The organism is Psychrobacter sp. APC 3281 (assembly GCF_030407815.1).
GTDB lineage: Bacteria > Pseudomonadota > Gammaproteobacteria > Pseudomonadales > Moraxellaceae > Psychrobacter.
In genome coordinates, this window is record NZ_JASDCS010000009.1 from 138850 (window position 1) to 163275 (window position 24426).

Here is a 24426-nt window from a genome sequence, read left to right on the forward strand (position 1 = left end):
TCGTTATAAGAGAGATTGAATAAAACTTGAGGCTGACCGAGGTGTAGGGTAATTAAGTATTACCAAAAATCACTTTTTTGCCCGTCTGTAATCCTGATATCAAGTCTTTAATATTATGAATATCCAAATTGCTTTGCGCGCGCGTGCAAGCAACGTAGAGCAAACGCAACTCTTCTGGACTAATCTTGACTACATTGGTGGTCACATCGTAGTAAAAATCATCATCTAACTGTACTTTTCCCCATTCGAGCCCTTTGGCTTTATGAGCGGTAGAGATGACATAGTCAGCATTTTCAATACTGGTCAGACTATTGACCGCTTGGCTTAGTACATTAGTACCATGGTCATCGACCAGTTTGACCAGTGTTTTGAGGTCGCTACCCTCGTTGGTCTCAGCGTACTCTTGCACATCACCCCAATTATAAAAATACGCTAGCTCAGGTACACCATAAGCCGATTTACCATTTTTTAAATTTTCGGCTGCTTGACAGAATTTGAGCATACGGTCGGTATCTGCCTGTAGCGCAACGCGATGCCCGTGCTTTAGTCCTGTCAACAACTGCGACATCGCCGCAGCATTGGTACGGCAGAGAATGGCGTCCTTTTTACTGTGTACCATACCCTTGTCGGTAGAAGATTGTTTATTCGGATTGCCTTTTAGCGGTACGTCTTCTTGTAGTGCCTTTAATAGGGTATTGGCTACTTCTGCAATCGGCTCACCGAATCTGAAAGATTGCGTCAATAACGTCTGCGGCAATGGCAGTTTTTTCATGGCATTGACCGCGCCGCGCCATTCATAAATCTGCTGATGCGCATCGCCCACATAGATTACTTGTCTCGACTGCTGCGTCAAGATGCCCATCATCAATGGGTCGGCATCCTGTGCTTCATCAAATAAGATAAAGTCCGCTGGAATACTGGGCTTAGATAGTGCCCAAAGCTTGAGATAAATATCATGGCCAATACCAGCAGGATGACGCGCATCGATCGACTGTAGCCAGCGCTGCTCAACGGCAGGGTAGAGCATCTCACGTAGCTGCTCTGCGTCTGAGGCATCGAGCCAGCTTGGAAAGAGTATGTGCCTTGGTGCAGGGTAGCTGGCATGTGTACTACAGAAATTGCTTACCGCGTCGCTGACGAAACGCGATAGTCGTGCTGGCGTCAGCGTAATATATTTATTAACGCCATCCATTTGCCGACGGACTTGTACAGGCTGTAGTCCCAAATCATCACCGAGCCGCTTGGGTGAAAATCGCGGCAGCGACAGCTTGGCGGTAATATCACGAGCGACATGGCGATAGGCCAGTGAGTGAAAAGTACGGCATTCTACATGTGGTGGAAACTTTGAACGAGCATCATTGGCAATCGCTTTGTTAAAAGCCAGATACAGTCCGCGACCCCGTAAACGCTCACCGATTAGCTTGAGTGTCGTGGTCTTACCAGCGCCTGCATACGCCACCACTTTAAATGATTTGTGGTCCATCGCCATATTCAGCGCGGCGAGCTGCTCATCAGTGGGATCGCTCATATAAGCTGGCATCGATGCGGACATAATAAAGCTACCTAAATACAAAAATTGATTAAAAACAAAAGGGGCAAAAAAAGCCACTGGGTAAACAATGGCTTATAGATGATGGTGATGCTAAAACGTGATAATAAGCAATCAGCTTACTAATGAGGCAAGAATAAAACGGTGTAATGGTAGTTTAACGCATAGCTATATGTAATCAATAACTTTATTTTAGTCTGGATTAGACTGATAAGTGTTTTATTCTTTGTCTGTCGACACGAGAGTAGGACTGGGCTCTTCTTTGATTAAAATCTTTGCCAAAAACAAACCAAGCTCAAATAACAACCACATCGGAATCGCTAGCATGAGCATCGATACGCCATCTGGCGGCGTGACAACGGCAGCCACAGCAAAACAGCCTACAATGATATAACGACGTTTTTCTTCTAAGCTCTGAATGGAGACAATACCTGCCAATATCAATAGCAAAGTGACAACTGGAATCTCAAACGTTAAACCAAATACCATAAATAGTTTTAAGGCAAAACTGAGATAGCTGTCGATATCCGTCATGGGTAGTACGTTTTGCGGGGCAAACATGATAAAAAACTTTAAGACCCCTTTGAGCACAATAAAGTAAGAAAAAGCCACACCAGCATAAAACAGAAGTATAGAAGATAGCAGTACTGGAATAGCGATTTTCTTTTCTTTCTTATACAGACCGGGCGCTACAAATGACCAAATTTGATAAAGAATGTAGGGCATCGCCAAAAACGCGGCTACGAATACGGTCAGACGTATCGGTGCCATAAAGTTTGACGTGATATCGGTGGCAATCATGGTCGAGTTGGCGGGTAACTGCGCAACTAGTGGATCAGACAACAAGTTATATAGCTCGCGCGAATAGCCGACCAAGCCTAAAAATATTATCAGTACCGCCACACATATTTTGATCAAATGCCGACGCAGCTCAATCAAATGCTCAGTAATAGGCATATCAGCCAAAGGGCTTAACACATCCTCTGGTTTTTTATCTTGAGTGGTATTGGTTGCTGTAGCATCTTGATTAAGAGTGTCTTTATTAAAGGCATCTTGATCGATAGTTTCTTGATCAATAACATCTTGGTCAGTAATGGCAGAAACAGCGATTTTCTCTTGACGACTTTTTTTGCGCTTGAATAATGGCATCAATCAGTCTCCTGCTTATGGTCAGAAGTCTGCATGTTGGCAGGACTGTTGAGTAGAGCATCCGCTTTATAGTTTGGCACATATGGCGGCATTGGGAGCCGACGTGCTTTGTCATAAGCGCCAAGTCGAAACCACATGTTTTCCCATGGACGGGTAATGATGGTCTGAACAACTGGTGCTGCCTTGGCGTTATCGCCCACATTTGCATCATCTACATTTGCATCATTTATATCGTCACCGCTGTGACCGCCTTTCGATAATCGGCTATTTTCCAATGTATCTGTCTGCTCGTCAGTGGCATAAGCATAGTCGAAGGCTTTTGGTGTGGCTGATTGCTGCTTTTGTGTGCGGCTATTTTTATGAGCTTCGTCACCCTTGCTGTTTTCAGCGTTCGTAGATGCTTCAGAAGCTGTCGTAGTAGGACTATGTGAGCTTTCAAAAGCTTTCATATTGCCGCGCATCTCAGCCATCTCACGCCTCATTTCAGCTTCAGTCTGGCGAATTTTGGCAAGCTCTTTTTGCATTTGTTGACGTGTCTCAGCCAAGTCAAGCTCAGCCTCTATTTCAGACTGCAATGTTGAGACTGTACGGCGAATTTTGGCATACCATTGCCCAGCCGTGCGCGCTGCCTGCGGCAGTTTTTCTGGGCCCAGTACGATTAGGGCGATAACGCCAAAGAGAAGTAGTTCAGAAAACCCGATATCAAACATAATGGTCCGATGTCACTGTTTAGATGCTATACGTTATGCTTATCATCAACTTTGGTGGTTGAGCGCTCTTCAGTGTGTGCCGTCGCATCGTGGTCAAGAACCGCGTGTTTTTTGGCATGCTCTGTATTTTCATCTTTAACAGCTTCTTTAAAACCTTTGACAGCACCGCCCAAATCTTTACCAGCATTTCTGAGTTTTGAGGTGCCAAACACGACAACGACAACGACCAATAGTATCAGCCAATGTGTAATAGAAAAACTACCCATAATGGTATCCTTGTGACTTGGTTTTCAGTCTTTATACGCCTGCTTTTAGTTTGCAAAAAGGTCTATTTAGCAAACAAAAAGCATCGACATATAATGCGAGATAAAACAGAGCTATATTATAACCTGCACTTATTACAAATAGGTGAAAGCAACAATAATCAAATAAAATAGACGTTTATTTTTTATTTAGGCTTATCTAGCGGCTTTTTCATCGATACCGGATAACCCAAAACGTCTGCCTAGCTCATTTAACACAGCATCCGACTCTATATCAAACCATGCTAGCCCAACCAAGGTATGGAACCAGACATCGGCGACTTCATAGATCAGCTCATGACGCGCTTCATCGTAGCTTGCTTTGTCTGTGCTCTCATCGCAGTTAGCAAAATCTTTGGCAGCGATGATACTTTCTGTGCTCTCTTCACCGACTTTTTCTAATATCTTATTTAATCCTTTGGCGTACAGGCTGGCCACATAAGAGCTGTCGGCATCGGCTTGTTTGCGCTCTGCTAATACGCTATCAAGCTGCTGTAATACAGAGGCTTTATTGACTTGTGCTTGAGCAGTATCAGATTGTGCTTGGATGGTATCAGAGTCAGTATTCGCACAAGTGTTTTCAGTTTCACGAGTGTCGCTAGTAGATTCATGAGAATGATAAATATCCGCAGGGTCTTTTAATACTTTATCGACGGTCTGCCATTCAGGCGTTTGACCTGATAAATCCAAACGCTGATAAAAGCAAGATTCACGTCCCGTATGGCAAGCAATGCCGCCAGCCTGAGTGACGCTAAGCACAATCACATCTGCATCACAGTCTAGATGAATATCATGCACAGTTTGCGTATGGCCTGATGACTCACCTTTATGCCACAGCTTGGCACGCGAGCGTGAAAAATAAACCGCTGTCTGTGTTTGTGCGGTGAGCTGTAATGCCTCTGCATTCATCCACGCCATCATCAAAATACGACCTGTCTGATGATCTTGAGCAATTGCAGGAATCAAACCATCATCATTAAAAGTTACGGCAGTCAGCCAAGCAGGTAAAGTCATAATGTATTTGTCGTCTTATAGGTAGAAAGTGAAAAAGAGTGATAAGCAATTATACTACTTATGATTAAAGCGGGGAGATTATCTAAAATGCTCTGTAATATGCTGACAGCTAGCAATATGATGTCAACCAAATGCGCTATAGAGTGCAACTATGCTAAATGACAGCATACTATTTATGACAAGTGGTTCTACAGTCTAAATAAATGCGGATATAGCGCTTCTTTGATCGTATTATCAAGCTTATTCACTTTATTGAGGTTAAAGTCGTAACCTCTAAAATGCTGGCGCGCTTTTGCTACTATCTCGCCCGTGTGCATCCGCGTGACCTTTAGGATTATATTACCGCCATTATCATATATTGGCTCAACACCAACTTCAAACAGCAGCTCTTCTCGTACACGAATACGGCTCACAATATCTAGCTGCAATTTATCAATAATTAAGCCTTGATGGTCTGCATTGATTTCTTTGACACCTTTAGCGTATAGAAACCTTAGCCGTGCTTCGGACAATAGCGCTGTTAGAGATTCAACCGTCATGTGCTGTCCTGCGTCGGCTTCCGTATGACGCACACGCATCACTGTCTCAAAAACAAACAAGTCGTCGTCGAATACTAACTCTTGTTTTGACACACTATCTCCTAGAGTGATGGCCAAAGATTGTTCTACTTATCGCGCTATATGTTGGCAGCATTGTTATCGTTATAGCTACACATTACAGCGTAAATACTCATGGTGAATAAGGTGGTTTTAATAGTGTTTGTATAAAGATATAGCTCAGTCTCTACTTAAGCACAGCTTAGGCTGACATTCAATCTATTTGGATAAAAATCAGTCATTTTATTGGTGCTTTTAGGGGAGCCGCTATCGCTTATTTGATGCTGATTACTTGTCTATATTGTCTACTAAAACCTCGCCAAAACTTTACTTGGCAAAACAAGGCACTATCTGCTAAAATAGCGCCTCCCACCTCGAGGCAAATAGAGGTTTAGTGGTTATTTATATAACGATTATTCAGTGTGACTATTTGACGACCAGGTTCTAAAACAGAAAAAGAGGCAAATCATCATGAAAGTTAAGATGAAAACCAGAAGCGGCGCAGCTAAACGCTTCAAAAAAACAGCGAATGGCTTCAAGCGTAAGCAAGCATTCAAAAGCCATATTTTGACCAAGAAATCAGCTAAGCGTATTCGCCAATTGCGTGGTCTTAAGTTGGTGCACAAGTCTGACGAAGCAGCAGTTCGTCGTATGTGCCCATACATTTAATAGCCTACCGTCATCTATATTTGATTGAAAATATTTGACTTTGCAATCTGACAATGATGTTTGTTATTTAACGGCATCATCACTCGCTTAACAGTGATTAAAAAATCTTGGAGTAAATTATGGCCCGTGTAAAACGTGGTGTACAGGCAAATCGCCGTCACAAAAAAATCTTAAAGCGCGCAAAAGGCTACTACGGTGCCCGTTCACGTGTTTACCGCGTAGCGGTACAGGCAGTGACCAAAGCTGGTCAATATGCTTATCGTGACCGTCGCAACAAGAAACGTACTTTCCGTCGTCTTTGGATCGCACGTATCAATGCTGGTGCACGCTTAAACGGCTTAAGCTATAGCCGCTTCATCAATGGCATGAAAAAAGCAAACATCGCAATCGATCGTCGCGTTCTAGCAGACATCGCTATGCATGATGCAGCGACTTTCACAGCATTGGTCGAAAAAGCAAAAGCGGAATTGGCCTAAATATTAACCGTCCTTTAGGTATGATGCTTTTAAATAATTATTTATAAGCAATTGTCTAAATGGATAGGACTAATATTGATTAATAGTATGATATTAATAAAAGCTACCGCTGGTCGGTGGCTTTTTTTATATTAAATTATTTTAAGTGTGCTCTATATTGAACATTGTCGAGCAAAAATACGCTTATTATCGTCTAAATATTCAAGCCATTCTTATAGCCAGCCTTTATATCAATTTTTTATATAAACATAACTGGATAAATGGTTTGCAATATTTGGTCAAATCCCTACAATTAATAGTCCGTTCAAATCAGGAATAATGCGTCTTATGACTAACCCTGCTGCCACCAACGACTTGTCGGCGCTACCGACCTTGTCTTCAGAGCTTAATGAGCTTAACGAAGCTCAGCTTACCGAATTTGCAAATGCTGCTGAAGCTCTAATCCTACAAGTAACTGATGCGCGTACACTACAAGATTTGCGTGTGCAATTGACTGGTAAAAAGAGTCCGTTAACGGGCTGGTCAAAGCAGATGGGCAAGCTCGATGCTGATGATAAAAAAACCTATGGCGGCTGGTTGCATCAAGTGCGTAGTCGCATTCAGCAAGCACTGACAGACCAACAGCAACAACTAGAAGTCGCAGCGCTCAATGCCAAGCTAGAGGCCGAGAGTATTGATATCACGTTGCCTGCTCGCGGTGGTCAAAAAGGTCATCTGCATCCAGTGACCATGATTACTCAGCGTATGCAGCAGTACTTTGTTCAAGCGGGCTTCAATGTCGCAACCGGCCCTGAAGTCGAGAGCGACTACTATAATTTTGAAGCGTTGAATATCCCGTCGCACCATCCTGCGCGCGCGATGCATGATACATTCTATTTTGATGCGCATTATCTATTGCGTACGCATACTAGTCCTGTCCAGATTCGTACCATGGAAAAAAATGAGCCGCCGATTCGCATCATTTGCCCAGGTCGTGTTTATCGTAATGACTCAGACCAAACTCATTCGCCGATGTTCCATCAGCTAGAAGGCCTTATGGTCACCGAGTCGAGCACTTTTGCTGAGCTAAAAGGTTTAATCAGTGAGTTTCTAGAAGCGTTTTTTGCCAAAGAGCTGACCGTACGTTTCCGTCCGTCATTTTTCCCGTTCACTGAGCCTTCTGCAGAAGTGGATATCTTAGATGACAATGGCAAGTGGCTTGAAGTGATGGGTTGCGGCATGGTGCATCCACAGGTATTAACCAATTGCGGTATTGATAGCGATAAATATACTGGCTTTGCTTTTGGTATGGGTATCGAGCGCTTTGCGATGCTTTATTACGGTATTGATGACTTGCGCTTATTTTTCCAAAATGACGTGCGCTTCTTAAAGCAATTTGGCTAGAGTTTTCCTTATACCTATATAGTCAGTTCAAGATAATTTAGATCCAAGGAACGTGAGTGAAAGTGCTACAAATCGTAGACTGAGCGAGCCTGACATTGTATCTAATTTATATAGGATTGACTATAGCAAGCGAATTCGCCAAGCTTTACTCCAACATCTTTATTATAAAATTCTGATCCGAGATATTTATGAAAATTAGCGAACAGTGGCTACGTCAGTGGGTAAACCCTACAAATACTAGCGAACAGTTAGCCGAACAGTTGACTATGGCAGGTCTTGAGATTGATGATCGCTATACGGTTGCCCGTGCTTTTAGCGGTGTGGTTGTCGGTGAAGTCATCAGCGTTGAGCAGCATCCTGATGCAGATAAATTACGTGTTACTCAGGTAAATATCGGTGACGCTGAGCCATTACAAATTGTCTGCGGCGCGCCTAATGTGACCGTCGGTATGAAAGCACCGGTTGCTACCGTTGGTGCGGTATTGCCAAGCGATGATAAGAAAGGGTTTAAAATCAAAAAGAGTAAGCTACGCGGTGTGGCCTCAAATGGCATGCTATGTGGCGCTTCTGAAATTGATTTAGTCGATGATATAGATGGCTTGCTTGAGCTGCCTGAAGATGCACCAGTTGGTACAGATATTCGTGAATATCTAGGTTTAGATAATCAAATATTGGATATCTCAATCACCCCAAACCGTGGTGATTGCTTTAGCGTACGTGGTATCGCTCGTGAAATATCTGTCATCAACGACTTACCTGTACAAACGCCAGAAATCTCGGCCAATACTGCTGGCACTGCCGCAACACCAGCTGTGACAGTCGATGCAAAGGAAGCGTGTCCTCGCTATCTGCTGCAGTCGATTAGCAATATTGACCGTAGCATCGATACTCCGAAATGGATGCAAGATGCGCTAGTACAGTCAGGCCTACGTTCACACAATTTCTTGGTAGATGTGACCAACTATGTATTGATGGAATTGGGTCAACCGTTACATGCGTTTGATGCAGACACGATCGAAGGTGATATCGTTGTACGTTTGGCACAGCCTGATGAAACCATTACTTTGCTAAATGAGCAAACCGTTACCTTGACCGGTGATGAACTTGTGATTGCTGATGACAAAGGTGCCTTGGCACTGGCTGGTATTATGGGTGGTCAGCGTAGCAGTGTCACTGATAGCACGACCAATATCATTGTAGAAAGCGCTTTCTTTAATCAGCTAGCTATTGCTGCACGCGCACGTCGTTTTGGGCTACATACGGACGCATCACAGCGTTTTGAGCGTGGCGTCGACTTTGAATTGCCAGCATTGGCGTTGGCACGAGCTTGTGATTTAATCACCAGTATTACTGGCGGGGAAGCAGGTCAAATAGTCGCGGCCGAAAACCTTGAGCATTTGCCAGCACGCGCACCGATTACATTGCCAATCGCGAAAGTTCGTGATGTCATTGGGATTGATATTGAACCAACTGAGATGGTACGTATCTTGACCCAATTGGGTTTTGATGTAGAGCAGCAGAGCGATTCACTGATTTGCAAGCCGCCATCTTATCGTTTTGATATGAGTATCCGCGAGGACTTAATCGAAGAGATTGCTCGTATCTATGGCTATGACAATATTCCAAGCGTCCTGCCACATTTGCAAGTCAGCATGGACTATGATGATACTGCAGATTTGACGCATGAGATGAAGCTATCATTAGTTGACAACGGCTATATGGAAGCGATTAGCTTTAGCTTTAGTGATGCAAAACTAGAAGCATTACTTGACGACGAAGCGCTAGGGGAGGTGTTGGCACTGGCAAACCCTATCTCTAATGATTTAGCCGTTATGCGTCGTACCTTGCTATCGAGCCTACTGCCTTGCGTTCAATATAACTTGAATCGTCAACAGCCACGTGTACGTTTCTTTGAGACGGGTCTTAGCTTTGTTGGACAAAGTATTAGTGACTTAGTACAAACGCCAAGTATTGCTTTAGTTGCAGTTGGTGATATATGGAGCGAGCAAGCTTATCAAAACCGCGCCTTAGATTTTTATGACCTAAAGCATGATATTGAGCAGCTATTACCAGCACAAATCGATAGCGCACGTATCCGCTATGAGCGTAGTACGCTGAGTTTCCTGCATCCAGGACAAAGCGCTGAGTTATACATCGATGATATATACGTTGGTTGGTTGGGTCAGTTGCACCCAAATACTGCTAAGCAGTTAGATCTGCCGACTACATGGGTCGCTCAATTGTCACTGGCACCGCTATTGACGATTGCACGTGAGCAGCATGCTATCACGACACCAAGCAAGTTCCCACAAGTACGCCGTGATATTGCTATCTTGGTAGACAGTGACATCAGTTTGCAGACACTAGAGACAACCGTGCGAGCTGCGGCAGGTGATTTGTTGACTGATCTTTGGTTATTTGATGTCTATCAAGGTGACAAAGTACCAGAAGGTCAGCGCTCACTAGCGTTTGCACTGATATGGCAAGATAGTACGCAAACGTTGTCTGACGAAGCCGTCAAGACTGCCACAGATAAAGTGGTACAAGCGCTAACTGACCAGCATTCAGTACAGCTGCGCGACAGCTAACATTTAGTAAGTATTATACCCAATGCTCTGTAGTCTTTTTACCACGAGGCTACGGAGCATTGCTATTCATAGAATAAGTTAAGTGGTTATTAATAAAGGATTTTAATGAAGACTTTGTTAAAAAACGGTCAAAAAACCTTTATAATAGCTAGCCTTAACCCTCATACCGCTAAACCATGATATTCGACATCACGACATAGCATAGGAGTCGTACTGTGAGCACCTTAACCAAATCTGACATGATTGAGCATTTGATGAGTCACCTAAACCTAACACGCCAAGAAGGTCGCTGTCTGGTGGAGAACTTTTTTGATGAGCTGTCAGAGAGTTTGATTGATGGCAAAGAGGTCAAGCTTTCAGGCTTTGGCAACTTTGAGCTTAAAGATAAAAACAGCCGTCCAGGCCGTAACCCGAAAACAGGGGAGCCTGTTGCAGTATCTGCGCGCCGTGTGGTTACTTTTAAGACAGGGCAGAAATTTCGTCAGAAGGTTGACGAGCGTTTGTTCGATAGCTAATACTTAGTTTGGCGCTGTGCTGAACGATAGTGTGTCTGTTTTATCGTGAAATAATAAGAATGCTAGTGCGTATTTGCACTTAGTTATTTTTGCGTACATCTATATATTTCGATATTGCAGCATGCCTCGTATATTAGGGTTATCTATAAAGTAGCATCCTACTAAGATCATAAACGATAGACATAAAAAAAGAGAGCATAGGCTCTCTTTTTTTTACTACAGTTTATCTATTGTATGAACAATAAATTACTGAGCTTCTTCAACTACTACTTCGTCAGAAGCTTCAACAGCAGCAGTATCAGTTTCGCTAGCTACGTCTACGCTAGTGGTGTCGCCGTCTACAGGAACTTCAGCGTCCATTTCGTCAGTAGCAGTTGCAGCTTGTGCATCAGCGATGTCAGCTTCAGCGCCAGCAACAGCAGCGTCAGCATCAGCAGTCATTTCGCCTTCAGCAGCAGCTTCGTTTAGCTCTTCAGAAGCGTCTTGCACTTCTTCTTGCGCGTCAGATAAATCTTCAGCAGCGTTTTCTTTGCTGCTATCACAGGCAGTAAGGCCCATAGTTGCAGTCATGATACCAGCTAGAGCAAGTAATTTAAGTTTCATATGGTTTTCTCCGGAAAAATGAAATGAGCAGTAGCAGCAACAAAGGTCGAAATCCGAGATTTCTCAGAATTCAACTAGTCTTAGTCACAGCTACTCAGCTTCCACGCATTCTATAGGTTTTCTAAGTAAATAGAAATAGCTTGTACAATTAAGTAACAATAAAATTTAAAATAATATTTTACTTTCTCTATCCGATATACTTTTTAATACAAGAAGCCAAATTAATCGACGTATAATCAAAGACATGAGATAGATTAAGAGCTTTTTTGGTTATTATTTATTGTCTCGAATTATCGATATTAATCCCGTTTATATGGGTAAGAATTGAATTAAATAGTCCGATTATCGTCCTATATTACATAAATCCTAGTTAAGTTAGCAATTTTATAGGTTTCTCCTTGCTTTTAGGATAGTAGACTAGGTCATAACGTGAATTGACTGGCTAAATAGTATATAACATCAGTAATGAGTAATAGAAGTAGTGGCTAATAGAGACAGTGGTTAATAGAAGTAATGAATCAATCTATATTTGAGGAATAGAATTATGAAATGGCAAGGTAGACGAGGTAGCTCAAATGTGCGCTCTAGCACAGGTGGCGGTAAGATGATCGGCGGTGGTATTGGCGGTATTATTATCGCTGGTATCTTGTGGTTGGTATTTGGGGTAAACCCAATGACCGCATTACAGACAGGTCAAGCGGTCACAGGTGGTGGTAGTGAGTCATCTACCGAGCTTGCAACCAGCACAGACCGAGACACGCAGTTTGTAAAAGTTGTACTAGCAGATACAGAAGAAGTCTGGCATCAAATATTTAACGAAGCTGGTAGCACTTATCAAGAGCCGTCATTGATTTTGTTTAATGGTCAGGTCAGCTCGGCATGTGGTAGTGCTAGCTCTGCCACAGGTCCATTTTATTGCCCAGGGGATCAGACTGTTTATTTGGATACGTCATTCTTCGTAGAGATGCGTCAGAATCTTGGTATTTCAGGCGATCAGCAAGGCTCTGGTGGTGAAGATAACCAAGGCAAGGCTGGCGATTTCGCACAGGCCTACGTGATAGCACATGAAGTAGGTCACCATGTACAGACGCTACTGGGCATTAGCCAACAGGTCAATGAAGCTCGTCAGCAAGTGACCCAAGCACAGTCCAATAAGCTATCAGTATTGCAAGAGTTGCAAGCGGATTGTTTTGCTGGTGTATGGGCACAGCGCAATCAAGAACGTGTACAGTTTTTAGAGGCTGGTGATCTTGACGAAGCGGTGAATGCAGCTAGTCAAATCGGTGATGATCGTCTGGCGAAAGCGAGCGGTGGTGCAGTAGTGCCTGATAACTTTACTCATGGTACCAGTCAACAACGTGTCGAATGGTTCACCCGTGGTCTAGAAAGCGGTAATGTACAATCTTGCGATACGTTCAGCGGTGCACTTTAATGGCCATAGATATTAATAATCGTGTATTTGATTAATGATGCTTTTTCATACTAACGTTTTTGATTATAAGCCTAGCACATGGACTTATAATCAAAATTAAGACATAAAAAAGCCTGCAACGAGTTGCAGGCTTTTTATTATCTTTTATCTGATATTACTCAATCAATTGTCAAATAATATCAGCGTAGAAAGATTTAGTTGTTATCAAGAACATAACCACCAGCACCGCCAATCGCTGCACCAGCCAATGCACCACGAGCGATATCTTTGCTGTCGCCTTTGCTTCTGATAAGAGCACCAGCTGCTGCTCCAGCAGTAGCACCTTTGGCTGTGTTGCTCATACCGCTATAAGAGTTACAACCAGTCATGATTAGGGCTGAGCTAGTAATGGCAGTCATTGCGATCGTTTTAGCAAATTTCATATTATCACCTATTAAGTCATCAAGTTTAAGATACAATACCTTCAAAATACTGTGTCCATGATATTTTCAAGTATATTCCTACTGTCTGTCATAATAGTCGGTTACTAATAATATAGTCGTAGTAAAAACGCTAAACTTTGCAAACGAGATGTAAGCGATGTTGCCGTACTGTATCATCAGCAATGCCTATGAACGACAGAGCAGTATAGTTTAATCGGCTTAACTATTAATACTTCGATATTGCTATAAAAAAGACTACCTATAGGTAGTCTTAATATCAAATCAAAGCTGTATATGTTTAACAAGTTAACTAAGAATTAGTTTTGTGACTTACGCTTCATTTGCTCAAAGAATTCATCATTGGTTTTCGCTTCTTTTAGGCGGTCCAATAAGAACTCAGTGGCTTGTACGCCATCCATCGGTTGAAGTAGTTTGCGTAAAATCCATACTTTACGCAGCTTGTCTTCGTCCAATAGACGCTCTTCGCGGCGTGTACCAGATTTTTTGATATTAATCGCAGGGAATACACGTTTTTCAGCCAAGTCACGCTCAAGCGTGATCTCTTGGTTACCCGTTCCCTTAAACTCTTCAAAAATAACGCTATCCATCTTACTTCCAGTATCAATCAATGCACTGGCAATAATGGTCAAACTACCACCTTCTTCAACGTTACGCGCAGCACCAAAGAAACGTTTTGGACGCTCTAGGGCGTTGGCATCCAGACCACCCGTCAATACTTTGCCTGATGATGGGATGACCGTGTTATAAGCACGTGCTAGACGCGTAATTGAATCAAGTAAAATCACCACGTCTTGCTTGTGTTCAACCAAACGTTTGGCTTTTTCGATGACCATTTCAGCAACTTGTACGTGACGCTGTGGTGGCTCATCAAAAGTAGAAGCAACCACTTCACCGCGTACTGTACGTACCATCTCGGTAACTTCTTCTGGACGCTCATCAATCAGTAGTACGATCAAATAGCATTCAGGATTATTACGAGTGATTGATTGCGCGATCGTCTGTAGCAACATCGTTTTACCCGCTTTTGGCGGTGCGACGATGATAGAACGCTGACCTTTACCAATCGGAGCGATTAGATCGATGATACGACCAGTCAAATCTTCAGTGGTTCCGTTACCAAGCTCAAGTTTTAAATGCTCAGTTGGGAATAGGGGCGTCAGGTTCTCAAAGATAAGCTTATGACGTGAGCGATCTGGCGTATCAAAGTTGATTTCGCCAACTTTTAACAATGCAAAATAACGCTCAGAATCTTTTGGTGGACGAATTGTACCAGCGATACTGTCACCAGTTTTTAGACTGAAACGGCGAATTTGGCTAGGGCTGACATAAATATCATCAGGACCGGCTAAATATGAGCCTTCTGATGAGCGCAAAAATCCAAAACCATCAGGAAGAACCTCAAGTACGCCGTCACCATAAATGGCTTCACCGTTACGCGCATGGGTTTTTAGAATAGCAAAGATAATGTCCTGTTTACGGCTACGCGCCATATTATCAAGACCCATTTCTTTGGCGATAGCCAATAGCTCAGCGATTGATTTTTTCTTTAATTCAGTAAGATTCATAGATAGGTCATTAGCAATTGATCAGATGAGAGATGCCATTAGCAGCACAAGTCACGACAGTGATTAAAATAACGGTAATATGATGATATGGGTGTGTGCACAGCGCTGTAGTTTATGTAGTTTTGGTTTTATATGTCTGCTTATGTACGCATTGCCATCATTGGATGCAAGGTAATAAGAAATAAGGATAAAAAAGGCTACATAAGAGTCTGCGTCAAAAACTCAATATCAGTAATTGCGTTTAGTCATTTTGTTCAGCAATGGTGTTTATAATGACGATTGTGTTTTTGTTGATAAACACGAGGAGAATAGCGACAAGATACTTAGGAAAACAGTTGGTTTTCTCTTGTCAGCAGACTATACGGTCTTCACAATAGCGTTGTCAATAAATTTTGCCAAAAAAGTCACATTATCGAGTTTTTTGCACAAAAAACAAGCAAAAAAGCCACTATCTTGGTTAGATAATGGCTTTCTCGGTTATTCTATTTTACCCGCTCAAGTTCATCTAGAGCGAGCAAATGTAACTTATAAATGCTTGTCTAGTACTTTAGCCAATTCAGCTTTTGGCTGTAGGCCCATTACTGAATCAACTTTTTCGCCATCTTTGAATACAAATAGCGTTGGGATATTACGAATACCGAAACGGCTAGCCGCTTGTGGGTTGTTGTCTACGTCTACTTTAACGATTTTAACTTTACCTTGGTACTCAGTCGCTAGATCTTCTAAAATAGGAGCGATGGCTTTACAAGGACCACACCATGGCGCCCAGAAGTCTACTAGTACAGGTACGTCTGATTGTAGAACGTCTTGATCAAAGTCCGTGTCGGTAGTATGTACAATAAGGTCTGACATAATTTTATCTCTCTTGTTTTATTACTTCTATCACCACTCATCAACCTATATATTGGTTTAATAATAAATCAGTTGGTGGTCAAAGAATTGTTTAGAAGGGGTGAAAATGTGCCATTATATTAACATGTTTGCCCTAATTTGACAGATACAGGCTGGTTAAATTGTTTAACAACTAGTATTAGCACAATAAATCGAAACGGTGCAGCACAAGAGTGTCTAATCTGTTATTTAATACGATTATCTTTATCAAAGTATGTATCTCGGCACTATAGAAGTCGTATTTTATACCTTGTTTATATAGTAGCTAGTGATTAGCAGCTAGCGATATTAATAACGTTAAAAATCAGCCAAATTTTTGCTCTTTTGTCCAAATAACCATTGTTCTTAAAATGGCTATCGTGGCAAATATAGCTATCGTGTCCAAAAGATTAGCCACCAAAAATCCTTATCTTAAAACCAATTTACATAAGTAGTTAAATTTATGCCTTTTACCGATGAAGAAGTTAGTGCCCTCAATGCCCAAGAAAGTGCTTATCCGCTTGAGTTTTTTAAAAATTTTGCACAAGAGATTACGGTTTACGAAGACGATGACATTTGGGTGGTTGATAAACCTGCAGGCCTATTGAGCGTCGATGGTAAAACACTCAAAGTCAGTCTGCTTGCTCGTCTTGAGCGTGCCAATCCAGCTGTCAAATTGATTCACCGTTTAGATATGGACACGTCGGGACTGCTTATTTTTGCAAAAAATGCAGCAGCGCAAACCAATATCAGTAAGCAATTCATCGAGCGTCTACCGCAAAAGAAATACCAAGCACGTGTTTTTGGTGAATGGGAGCAGGTCGGCGCAACTGGTGAGATATCAGTGCCAGTGCGTTATGAGCCAAGTACCAAACCGCGCCATATCGTCGATCACGACTGGTCAAAGCATGCACTGACGTTATATGAAGTGGTGGCTCACGAAACCTGTAATGGCGAGGTAGTTACTAGGGTCATGCTAAAGCCAGTCACTGGTCGCAGCCATCAGCTACGCGTACATATGGTCCATGTCGATCATGTGATGATTGGCGATCCGATTTATGCTGAAGGTGCCGCACTAGAGATAGCACCAAGGCTCAACTTGCATGCACAGCAATTGCGTTTAAAGCATCCGGTACTGGGTGCTTGGATGGACTGGGAGAGTCCTTGCCCATTTTAAAGCGTTAGATTTTACCGCTTACTGTTAATAGATGCGATAAACGGCTCTAAAGCCAGCTATAAAATGCCAGTCATGCAAATACAAGGATGAAAGTATGCTTGATATCACCACTACCAAACAGGCTATCAAAAACCGCTTTAAAGGTAGAAAATCAAAGACGGATAAAGTAGCCGATTATGAAGTATTGATCATCGGTGCGGGTATTGCAGGTATTGGCATGGCTTGCCGTTTACAGCAACAGCAGCATAAAGGTCTATTCGGTCATAAAGCTCCCCAAAAGCAAAAGCAGGCAAAACCGACTAATAAGCAAAAACTTCCACAGCGCTTTGCTATCTTAGAAAAGCGTGCTGATTTGGGTGGTACATGGGATTTATTTACCTATCCCGGGATTCGTTCTGACTCTGACGCCTTGACCTTTGGCTATAACTTTAAGCCGTGGCTTGATTATAGAATGCTTGCAGCAGGCGATGATATCAAGCGCTATATTGCCGATACGGCACGCGAGTTTGGGGTGACCGAACATATCCATTATCAGCATGAAGTTCAGCAGATATCATGGTCTAGCGAGGATCAACAGTGGTCAGTAACCATCAAAAACTATGCAAGCGGTGAGAGGTTTGTTAAGACTGCCAAGTTTATCGTAGGTGCCACTGGTTATTATGATTATGAGCAAGGCTATCGCCCTCATTTTGAAGGAGAGGAGGATTTTCACGGTCAAATCATTCATCCACAGCACTGGAATAATCTAAATTATGATGATAAAAAAGTCGTCGTTATTGGTAGCGGTGCCACAGCGATGACGTTGCTACCTGCGCTAGTAGATAAAGACAGTGGTCAGTGTGCGCGTCATGTCACGATGCTGCAGCGTACGCCGACCTATGTGGCAAGCGTGCCGGGCGACGACTATGCTATCGACTGGCTATCTGGCAAGTTTTCACCATTATCAAAAGAGCAAGCTTATACGGTACTGCGTGCGCGCAATGTGTTGAGACAGCAAGGCCTGTACAAAGTTGCGACTCATGCACCCAAGGTGATGAAGGCAGTCTTAAAAAATGGGGTTAAGAAAGAGTTAAAAGGTAGCGGCGTTGATAGCAAGCATTTTATGCCTGACTATAACCCATGGGATCAACGAGTATGCGCGGTACCTGACGGTGATTTATTCAAAGCTCTGCAGGACAAACGCGCAACAGTGGTGACCGATCAAATCAGCCACTTTACTGAAACAGGGATTATGCTGCAATCTGGCCAGCATCTCGACGCTGATATCATCGTTACCGCGACTGGCTTAAAGCTACAGATGTTGGGTGGGGCTGCGGTATATATCGACGGTCAAGCTGTCGATATTGGCACGCGTATGACCTACAAAGCGGTCATGATAGAAGGCATACCTAATCTGGCTGCACTGTTTGGCTATACCAATGCCTCGTGGACACTAAAAATCGATTTATCTTGTCAGTATGTAGTGAGGCTACTGGGATATATGCATAAAAACCGCTATCAAGTTGCATTACCACAAGCACAGACTGCAGATATGACAGCCTGTGCTCAAGCAGATACCGTAATGGGTTCGCTATCGTCTGGATATGTCAGACGCGGCAAAGACGAGCTACCTAAGCAAGGCGATCGCTATCCTTGGTTCGTGACCAACAACTATCTAAGCGATCGAGTCATGCTTAAGTATCGCAAGATAAAAGACGATTGGTTACGGTTTAGTCGTTAGTATCTTGATAGTTATTGATAGTTATTGATATAGTTATTGATGATGGTTGTCGATGAAATCGGCCACTTGCTTGCTTAACATCTGCCACAAGGTCTCTTGGGCGCTTTTGCTGCCCCAGGCATTGTGCGGACTAAAGATAATACGTGGATGGTCGCTGATACTGAGCAAGGGGTCATTGTCAGCGATCGGTTCTTGTTCAAACACATCGCTAGCATAGCCGATGATTTGCTCACTATTAATCGCGTCAGTTAATGCCTGGCTATCAACGATGCCGCCACGTGCGACGTTGACGATGAGCGGCTGTTTAACCATCTTCGCTAGAGTGTCTTTATTAATAAGATGCTCAGTTTGTTCGTTCAATGGACAGTGCAGACTGACTACATCTGCCCGCGCTAGCACTTCATCAAACGCGGTATAGTCGTCGCTGCGTGGTTCACGTCCTTGATGCTCTGCCCATAGTACAGTCATACCAAAGGCACGAGCGATTTCGGTTACGCGCTTGCCGATGGTGCCAATACCGATAATACCTAACGTCTTATCTTCCAAATCAATCAGCGGAATATCCAGCAGGCAAAAATTGCCGTTTGCCAGCCACGTGCCATCAGCGACTTTCTGATGGTAGTGGATGCCTGCGCGCATTGCATTTAACATAAGCATAAATGTGTGTTCGGGCACGCTTTTGACCGCATAACCAGCGACATTGAACAGCGCAACACCGTGCTTATCGCAAGCCTCTTGATCGACGTTATTCATGCCAGTGGCAGTCAGTTGGATAAGCTTAAGTTTCGGTAGTTGCTCTATCACCTCAGCGCCAATCTGCACTTTATTGGTGATAATAATGTCAGCATCTTTGCAACGCTCAATGATGGTAGCCGTGTCTTTTGGCGTGTCGTTATAAGTGATGTAATCGCTCACACCTATTGGCGCTGGCAGGTCAATACCATCAGAAAAAGTACCTTTATCTAAAAAAACGGCTTGCATGGCTAGTCCTTACTTATTGTTGTCTTATAAATAGTTAGCGAATAAATGGTTAGCGAATAAATGGCTATCGCATGATTTCTTATCGACTTAATGTAGCACGTTGGTATTTTTAGTCAAAAACGAATCGGCCAAATATCGATCGAATAGATATAAGCTGCTGATAAAATAGGACAATCTGTATTATTTAACAATCGTGTATTTGTCTAACATAGTATCGATCAAATAGCTTATAAAATCATAGCTATCGCAAGCTGCCTCTTGAAAATTCAACTTAACGCACTCATCTACCCGCTAACGTTATATAATGGTGTGACTGAGCTGCTGGCTCTACTAAGATTACGACATTTATTTTGCGTCTATTGACGATTTATGTTCTTTGTAATCTTACCGCTATCACAATCTACCATTGCTATCTAAATTTCATTATCTGAGTACAAAAGACATCGCCTTATGACTATCTCTATTGCTTCATTGCACAGTACTGAATTCGCCGTTGGTCAACGTTATTTATCTGATACGGAGTCTGAGCTTGGCTTAGGTGTGGTCATCGATGTTGACGACCGATGTGTGCATATTTTATTTCCGCAAAGTGAAGAGACACGCGTCTATGCAAAAAACTCTGCGCCATTATCGCGCGTGGTGTTTAAAGTGGGCGATAGCATCTACGACCAAGATGGCAAAAGCTATACGGTCAATGCTGTTGATGAGGTGATGGGTGTACTCAAATATGGCGTCGATGAGCACGAGCGCGGCATCATGGAAACCCGCCTTGCTGCCAATATCACGTTGGCCAAGCCACTTGAGCGTTTGCTTGCTGGCCGTATTGAGCGCGGTGACTGGTATGAGCTGCGCCAAGACATCTTGCGCATGCAGTCAGCGCTGGCAGGTCATCCACTAAAAGGCCTAATGGGTGCACGTGTCGATATCATCGAGCATCAGCTGTATATCGCACATGAAGTCGGTAAGCGTATTGCACCGCGTGTACTACTGGCTGATGAAGTTGGCCTTGGTAAGACCATCGAAGCGGGCATGATTATTCATCAGCAGTTGCTAACGGGCAAAGCTGAGCGTGTATTGATTTTAGTACCTGATAGTTTGCAGTATCAATGGATGATTGAGCTGCGTCGCCGCTTTAACCTAAACTTTGCCTTGTTTGATCTAGTGCGTACTGCGGCTATCAAAGAACACGATCCTGAACAAAACGTCTTTGCTACTGAGCAATGTATCATTGGTGGTATGGATCTATTACTCGATCACCCAGACTTATACGACCAAGCGATGGATGCAGGGTTTGATTTATTGGTCGTTGATGAAGCGCATCATCTGCATTGGGATGAAGCACAGGGCGGCAATGATAAGTATGACTTGATTGCAGATTTCGCAGAAGAAACGCCAGGCGTGATGCTATTGACAGCAACGCCAGAGCAGCTTGGTGCGCAAAGCCACTTTGCCCGTTTGCGTCTACTTGATCCAGATCGCTTTGATGATTTGGATGAGTTTATCGATGGTCAAGAAGCTTTTGCAGAAACAGCAGCAGTTGCTGGCGTCTTAATAGAAGAAAAGCCATTGAATGAAGGCCAAATTGCTGCCTTAAGTAGTCTATTAGATATTAGTATTGAAGAACTATCTTCAATCAATGAAGATGAAAAACTACGAACGCATGCGCTAAACGAGCTACTAGATCGTCATGGTACAGGTCGTATTTTGTTCCGTAATACTCGTGAGAGTGTGAAAGGTTTCTATGGCCGCAGTAGCCAGCCATATCCATTGCCACTTCCTGAAGCATGGAAAGATAGCTATCAAACCAATGGCAAGTTGCGTGAGCAGCTATGGGGCGAAGAAAACCAACCAGACGGTGGCTGGCTAGAAGATGATCCACGTGTTTCTTGGTTGATTGATATCTTACGCGGTGAGCTTAAGCATCAAAAAGTTCTATTAATCGCTCGTAGTGGCGCGACGGTAGAGAGTTTAGAAGCGGTGTTGCGTCTGCATGCAGGTATCAAAACAGCTATCTTTACTGAGCAGATGACTTTGCTTGAGCGTGACCAAGCGGCCGCATTCTTTGCAGATAGTGAAGGTGCTCAGATACTACTGTGTTCAGAAATTGGTTCAGAAGGTCGTAACTTCCAGTTTGCAAGCCAGTTGATACTATGGGATCTACCTGCTAATCCAGATACGTTAGAGCAGCGTATCGGCCGTCTAGATCGTATCGGTCAGACGCAGCAAATCATGCTACATGTACCTTACGTACAAGGTACAGCGCAAGAGCGTCTGTATCAGTGGTATAACGATGCGCTGAACATGTTCAATCAGATATCGCCAACCGCACAAAGCGTACAAGAGCAATATATTCAAGAGCTTAAGCCAATGCTTGAGGGTGCTGATACCGCTGAAAATAATGTCATCTTGCAAGACATCATTGACGAGGCGCTACAGACACGTTTGGGACTAGAAGCACAGCTACAAGCTGGTCGTGATCGCCTGTTAGAGTACAACTCATGCCGTCCGCGTGTCGCAGGTCGTATCGCCGATGCTATGCGTGACTTCGATGGTAATAATTTGCTGCCGCACTTTATTGAGCGTTTCTTTGCATCTGCCAATATCGATCACAACATCCAACGTGATGGCTCGTGGGTTATCGCGCCTATCGATAGCACCGAGATCAGTGACTATATTGATGGTTTACCACTTGGTGATGAAGACGGTATGACCCTGACCTTTGAGCGTGAGCAAGCGCTTCAGCGTGAAGATATCGAGTTTATCACTCACGAGCATCCATTGATGCGGGCGATTTATGAGCTAGCGAGTACCAGCACGTTTGGTAATACGACAGTTGCCATGCTAAAAAGTGCCGCTGTTCCGCAAGGTATGGTACTGCTAGAGGTGAACTTCCGTGTTGAAGCAATCGCGCCAAAAGTGCTCAATCTGCCAGCGACTTTGTCCACGCAAAATATCCGTGTCTTTATCAGTGAGCAGGGCAGTGATTTATCGGCTCGTATCAGTGCTGAGATGATTATGCCGCACGTTGAGCGTTTGGATAAAAACCGTGCCCGCCAAGTCATTAAAGTACGCGGTGATGTGATTGAGCAGCGTTATTACGAAGCTGAAGACATTGCTCGTCAGCAGATCGCTGAAATTGGTGAGCAAGCAAGTAGCCGCTTTAGCCAGCAGTGGTCACGTGAAATCAAGCGTCTAAAACATCTACAGACGATCAATCCAAACGTACGTCCTGAAGAGATTGAGCGTTTAGAGCAGCTTAAAGCTCAAGGTGAGCAAGCGCTTGGTAACTTGTCATTAGTACCGGACTCTATTCGCGTACTCGTAGCAGTTAAGCCATAAACATCGGCGTATTTGTCAAAAACGAGGTGTTATTATACATCTCGTTTTTTTATGGTTGAGATTGCTTGCTTTGATCTTTAGTTGAGATTTGTCTGGCAAAAACTGACAAGCAATACTTATGAGTAAGCTGACAGCAACTAGTCAAAGCCACCAATATTGGGTAAGATGTTTACCTTTTCTATAGAAAATAAATATTCGGTGATAACATCGCTAACGATGTCTGTATGTTTATTTTAAGGTCTCCTTCGACAGATCTTAACAAGTGATCTCGCATTATTTTACATTCAAATATGATGGCTATATGGCATCAATATCATCAGATGCTGAGCGTTTTTGATAAAAATAAGGAAACATATCGTCATGTCCGATAATCTACAACTGATTGATGAGCTGCTGGCTACTATCGCGCTTATTGAAGTTACCCCTGATGTGTTTGAGGGTAAAAGCCATGACTATGTGGGCAGTCGTATATTTGGTGGGCAAGTGCTCGCTCAAGCGATTATGGCAGCGGCGCATACATTAGATAAAGACAAACCTTGTCACTCACTGCATGGATATTTTTTGCGTGGTGGCGATATTAACCAACCGGTGATATATCAAGTTCGTCGATTGCGTGATGGTCGTAGCTTGTCTGCACGTGAAGTCACGGCTATTCAGTACAAAGAAGTACGTGGTAAGCCGCCTGTTGAACAAGTAATATTTTCAATGATTGCCTCGTTTTCGCCGATGGAAGATGGGCTTGAGTATCAAGAAGATATGCCTGTCTATCCACCGCCAGAAGACTTGCTGACAGAGCAAGATCTAAAAGAAGAAAATGTCGGAAAAGTACCAGAAGCGCTAAAAGCAAGATTTATGCGCCGCCGTCATGTCGAGATTAAGCCAGTGAAGCCGCGTAATCCGATTAGCCCAGAACCAATGAAACCTAAGCAAGCAAACTGGCTACGTATTCGTGAATTGGGTAATCAGCCAGTGGCCATTCAACAAGCACTATTGGCATTTTCGTCAGACTTTTATTTGGTTGGTACAGGGCTAATGTCACATGGTGTTAGCTTTATGACCAGTGGTCTGCAAGCTGCCAGTATTGACCATTCAATGCATTTCCATCGTGACTTCGACCTAAATAAATGGATGCTGTACGACATGTGGAGCGATACCACGTCTAATGCGAAAGGATTGAATCATGGTCAGTTTTGGCAAGATGGTAAACTGGTCGCTACCGTTCAACAAGAAGGACTTATGCGTTTACGTGTGCCAAAGTCTTAGAGTGCTGTAGGCTCAGCTGCCTTTAGATTGTCATTATAAAAAAGCGACTCGTTATTAATAATGAGTCGCTTTTTTTTATTCC

Annotated in this window: 21 protein-coding genes; 10 read left to right on the top strand and 11 right to left on the bottom strand. The window is 43.3% G+C overall.

Annotated features, from left to right (window positions below):
- Positions 1-52: 52 nt before the first annotated feature.
- The 6 genes from QL886_RS09660 to QL886_RS09685 all read right to left on the bottom strand — a co-directional run bounded on the left by QL886_RS09660 (position 53) and on the right by QL886_RS09685 (position 5356).
- Positions 53-1552, bottom strand: a complete 1500-nt coding sequence (locus tag QL886_RS09660; RefSeq protein WP_290178542.1) for a UvrD-helicase domain-containing protein — start codon at positions 1550-1552, stop codon at positions 53-55.
- Between the two features lie 216 nt (positions 1553-1768).
- Positions 1769-2698 carry a twin-arginine translocase subunit TatC gene (tatC, locus tag QL886_RS09665; RefSeq protein WP_290178543.1) on the bottom strand — a complete coding sequence of 310 codons (930 nt, stop codon included), beginning with the start codon at positions 2696-2698 and terminating at the stop codon, positions 1769-1771.
- On the bottom strand, positions 2698-3408 hold the full coding sequence (gene tatB / locus QL886_RS09670) for a Sec-independent protein translocase protein TatB (RefSeq protein WP_290178545.1): 711 nt from the start codon (positions 3406-3408) through the stop codon (positions 2698-2700). Before tatB ends, tatC begins: the two co-directional genes overlap by 1 nt.
- Before the next feature lie 26 nt (positions 3409-3434).
- Entirely contained in the window at positions 3435-3674 is a 240-nt protein-coding gene (gene tatA / locus QL886_RS09675) for a Sec-independent protein translocase subunit TatA (RefSeq protein WP_057761945.1), read from the bottom strand.
- A gap of 192 nt (positions 3675-3866) precedes the next feature.
- Positions 3867-4724 (bottom strand): bifunctional phosphoribosyl-AMP cyclohydrolase/phosphoribosyl-ATP diphosphatase HisIE, encoded by an 858-nt coding sequence (hisIE, locus tag QL886_RS09680; RefSeq protein WP_290178546.1) that lies wholly within the window; start codon positions 4722-4724, stop codon positions 3867-3869.
- Between the two features lie 188 nt (positions 4725-4912).
- Complete coding sequence (locus QL886_RS09685; protein WP_290178547.1) at positions 4913-5356, bottom strand: thioesterase family protein; 444 nt, start codon at positions 5354-5356, stop codon at positions 4913-4915.
- A 435-nt stretch (positions 5357-5791) separates the two neighbouring features.
- On the opposite strand from QL886_RS09685, the gene rpmI reads away from it, so the two are divergent.
- The 5 genes from rpmI to QL886_RS09710 all read left to right on the top strand — a co-directional run bounded on the left by rpmI (position 5792) and on the right by QL886_RS09710 (position 10951).
- Positions 5792-5989, top strand: coding sequence for a 50S ribosomal protein L35 (gene rpmI / locus QL886_RS09690; RefSeq protein ID WP_057761939.1), 198 nt, complete (start codon positions 5792-5794; stop codon positions 5987-5989).
- Positions 5990-6108: 119 nt separating this feature from the next.
- A complete protein-coding gene (rplT, locus tag QL886_RS09695; protein ID WP_011281252.1) occupies positions 6109-6465 on the top strand; it encodes a 50S ribosomal protein L20 in 357 nt (118 codons plus the stop codon).
- A 327-nt stretch (positions 6466-6792) separates the two neighbouring features.
- A complete protein-coding gene (pheS, locus tag QL886_RS09700; protein ID WP_290178548.1) occupies positions 6793-7848 on the top strand; it encodes a phenylalanine--tRNA ligase subunit alpha in 1056 nt (351 codons plus the stop codon).
- 188 nt (positions 7849-8036) lie between these two features.
- Entirely contained in the window at positions 8037-10436 is a 2400-nt protein-coding gene (gene pheT / locus QL886_RS09705; protein ID WP_290178549.1) for a phenylalanine--tRNA ligase subunit beta, read from the top strand.
- Between the two features lie 215 nt (positions 10437-10651).
- Positions 10652-10951 carry an integration host factor subunit alpha gene (locus QL886_RS09710; RefSeq protein WP_057761935.1) on the top strand — a complete coding sequence of 100 codons (300 nt, stop codon included), beginning with the start codon at positions 10652-10654 and terminating at the stop codon, positions 10949-10951.
- A 246-nt stretch (positions 10952-11197) separates the two neighbouring features.
- Here the strand turns inward: QL886_RS09710 and QL886_RS09715 are convergent, their stop codons facing one another.
- Positions 11198-11554, bottom strand: a complete 357-nt coding sequence (locus QL886_RS09715; RefSeq protein ID WP_057761933.1) for a hypothetical protein — start codon at positions 11552-11554, stop codon at positions 11198-11200.
- A 544-nt stretch (positions 11555-12098) separates the two neighbouring features.
- On the opposite strand from QL886_RS09715, the gene QL886_RS09720 reads away from it, so the two are divergent.
- Positions 12099-12986 (top strand): neutral zinc metallopeptidase, encoded by an 888-nt coding sequence (locus tag QL886_RS09720; protein ID WP_290178550.1) that lies wholly within the window; start codon positions 12099-12101, stop codon positions 12984-12986.
- Positions 12987-13180: 194 nt separating this feature from the next.
- On the opposite strand, the gene QL886_RS09725 is transcribed toward QL886_RS09720, so the two are convergent.
- The 3 genes from QL886_RS09725 to trxA all read right to left on the bottom strand — a co-directional run bounded on the left by QL886_RS09725 (position 13181) and on the right by trxA (position 15846).
- Positions 13181-13408: a hypothetical protein gene (locus QL886_RS09725; protein ID WP_101204904.1), complete on the bottom strand. Its 228-nt coding sequence runs from the start codon at positions 13406-13408 to the stop codon at positions 13181-13183.
- A gap of 317 nt (positions 13409-13725) precedes the next feature.
- Positions 13726-14994 (bottom strand): transcription termination factor Rho, encoded by a 1269-nt coding sequence (gene rho, locus QL886_RS09730; protein WP_055125334.1) that lies wholly within the window; start codon positions 14992-14994, stop codon positions 13726-13728.
- 525 nt (positions 14995-15519) lie between these two features.
- Entirely contained in the window at positions 15520-15846 is a 327-nt protein-coding gene (gene trxA, locus QL886_RS09735) for a thioredoxin (protein WP_057761928.1), read from the bottom strand.
- A 481-nt stretch (positions 15847-16327) separates the two neighbouring features.
- On the opposite strand from trxA, the gene QL886_RS09740 reads away from it, so the two are divergent.
- Entirely contained in the window at positions 16328-17041 is a 714-nt protein-coding gene (locus QL886_RS09740) for an RluA family pseudouridine synthase (protein WP_290178551.1), read from the top strand.
- Positions 17042-17135: 94 nt separating this feature from the next.
- Positions 17136-18761 carry an NAD(P)/FAD-dependent oxidoreductase gene (locus QL886_RS09745; RefSeq protein ID WP_290178552.1) on the top strand — a complete coding sequence of 542 codons (1626 nt, stop codon included), beginning with the start codon at positions 17136-17138 and terminating at the stop codon, positions 18759-18761.
- A 33-nt stretch (positions 18762-18794) separates the two neighbouring features.
- On the opposite strand, the gene QL886_RS09750 is transcribed toward QL886_RS09745, so the two are convergent.
- Positions 18795-19742 (bottom strand): D-2-hydroxyacid dehydrogenase, encoded by a 948-nt coding sequence (locus QL886_RS09750; RefSeq protein ID WP_290178553.1) that lies wholly within the window; start codon positions 19740-19742, stop codon positions 18795-18797.
- Between the two features lie 450 nt (positions 19743-20192).
- On the opposite strand from QL886_RS09750, the gene rapA reads away from it, so the two are divergent.
- Positions 20193-23081: an RNA polymerase-associated protein RapA gene (gene rapA, locus QL886_RS09755; protein WP_185156624.1), complete on the top strand. Its 2889-nt coding sequence runs from the start codon at positions 20193-20195 to the stop codon at positions 23079-23081.
- 360 nt (positions 23082-23441) lie between these two features.
- Positions 23442-24344 (top strand): acyl-CoA thioesterase II, encoded by a 903-nt coding sequence (locus QL886_RS09760; protein ID WP_057761915.1) that lies wholly within the window; start codon positions 23442-23444, stop codon positions 24342-24344.
- Positions 24345-24426: the final 82 nt, after the last annotated feature.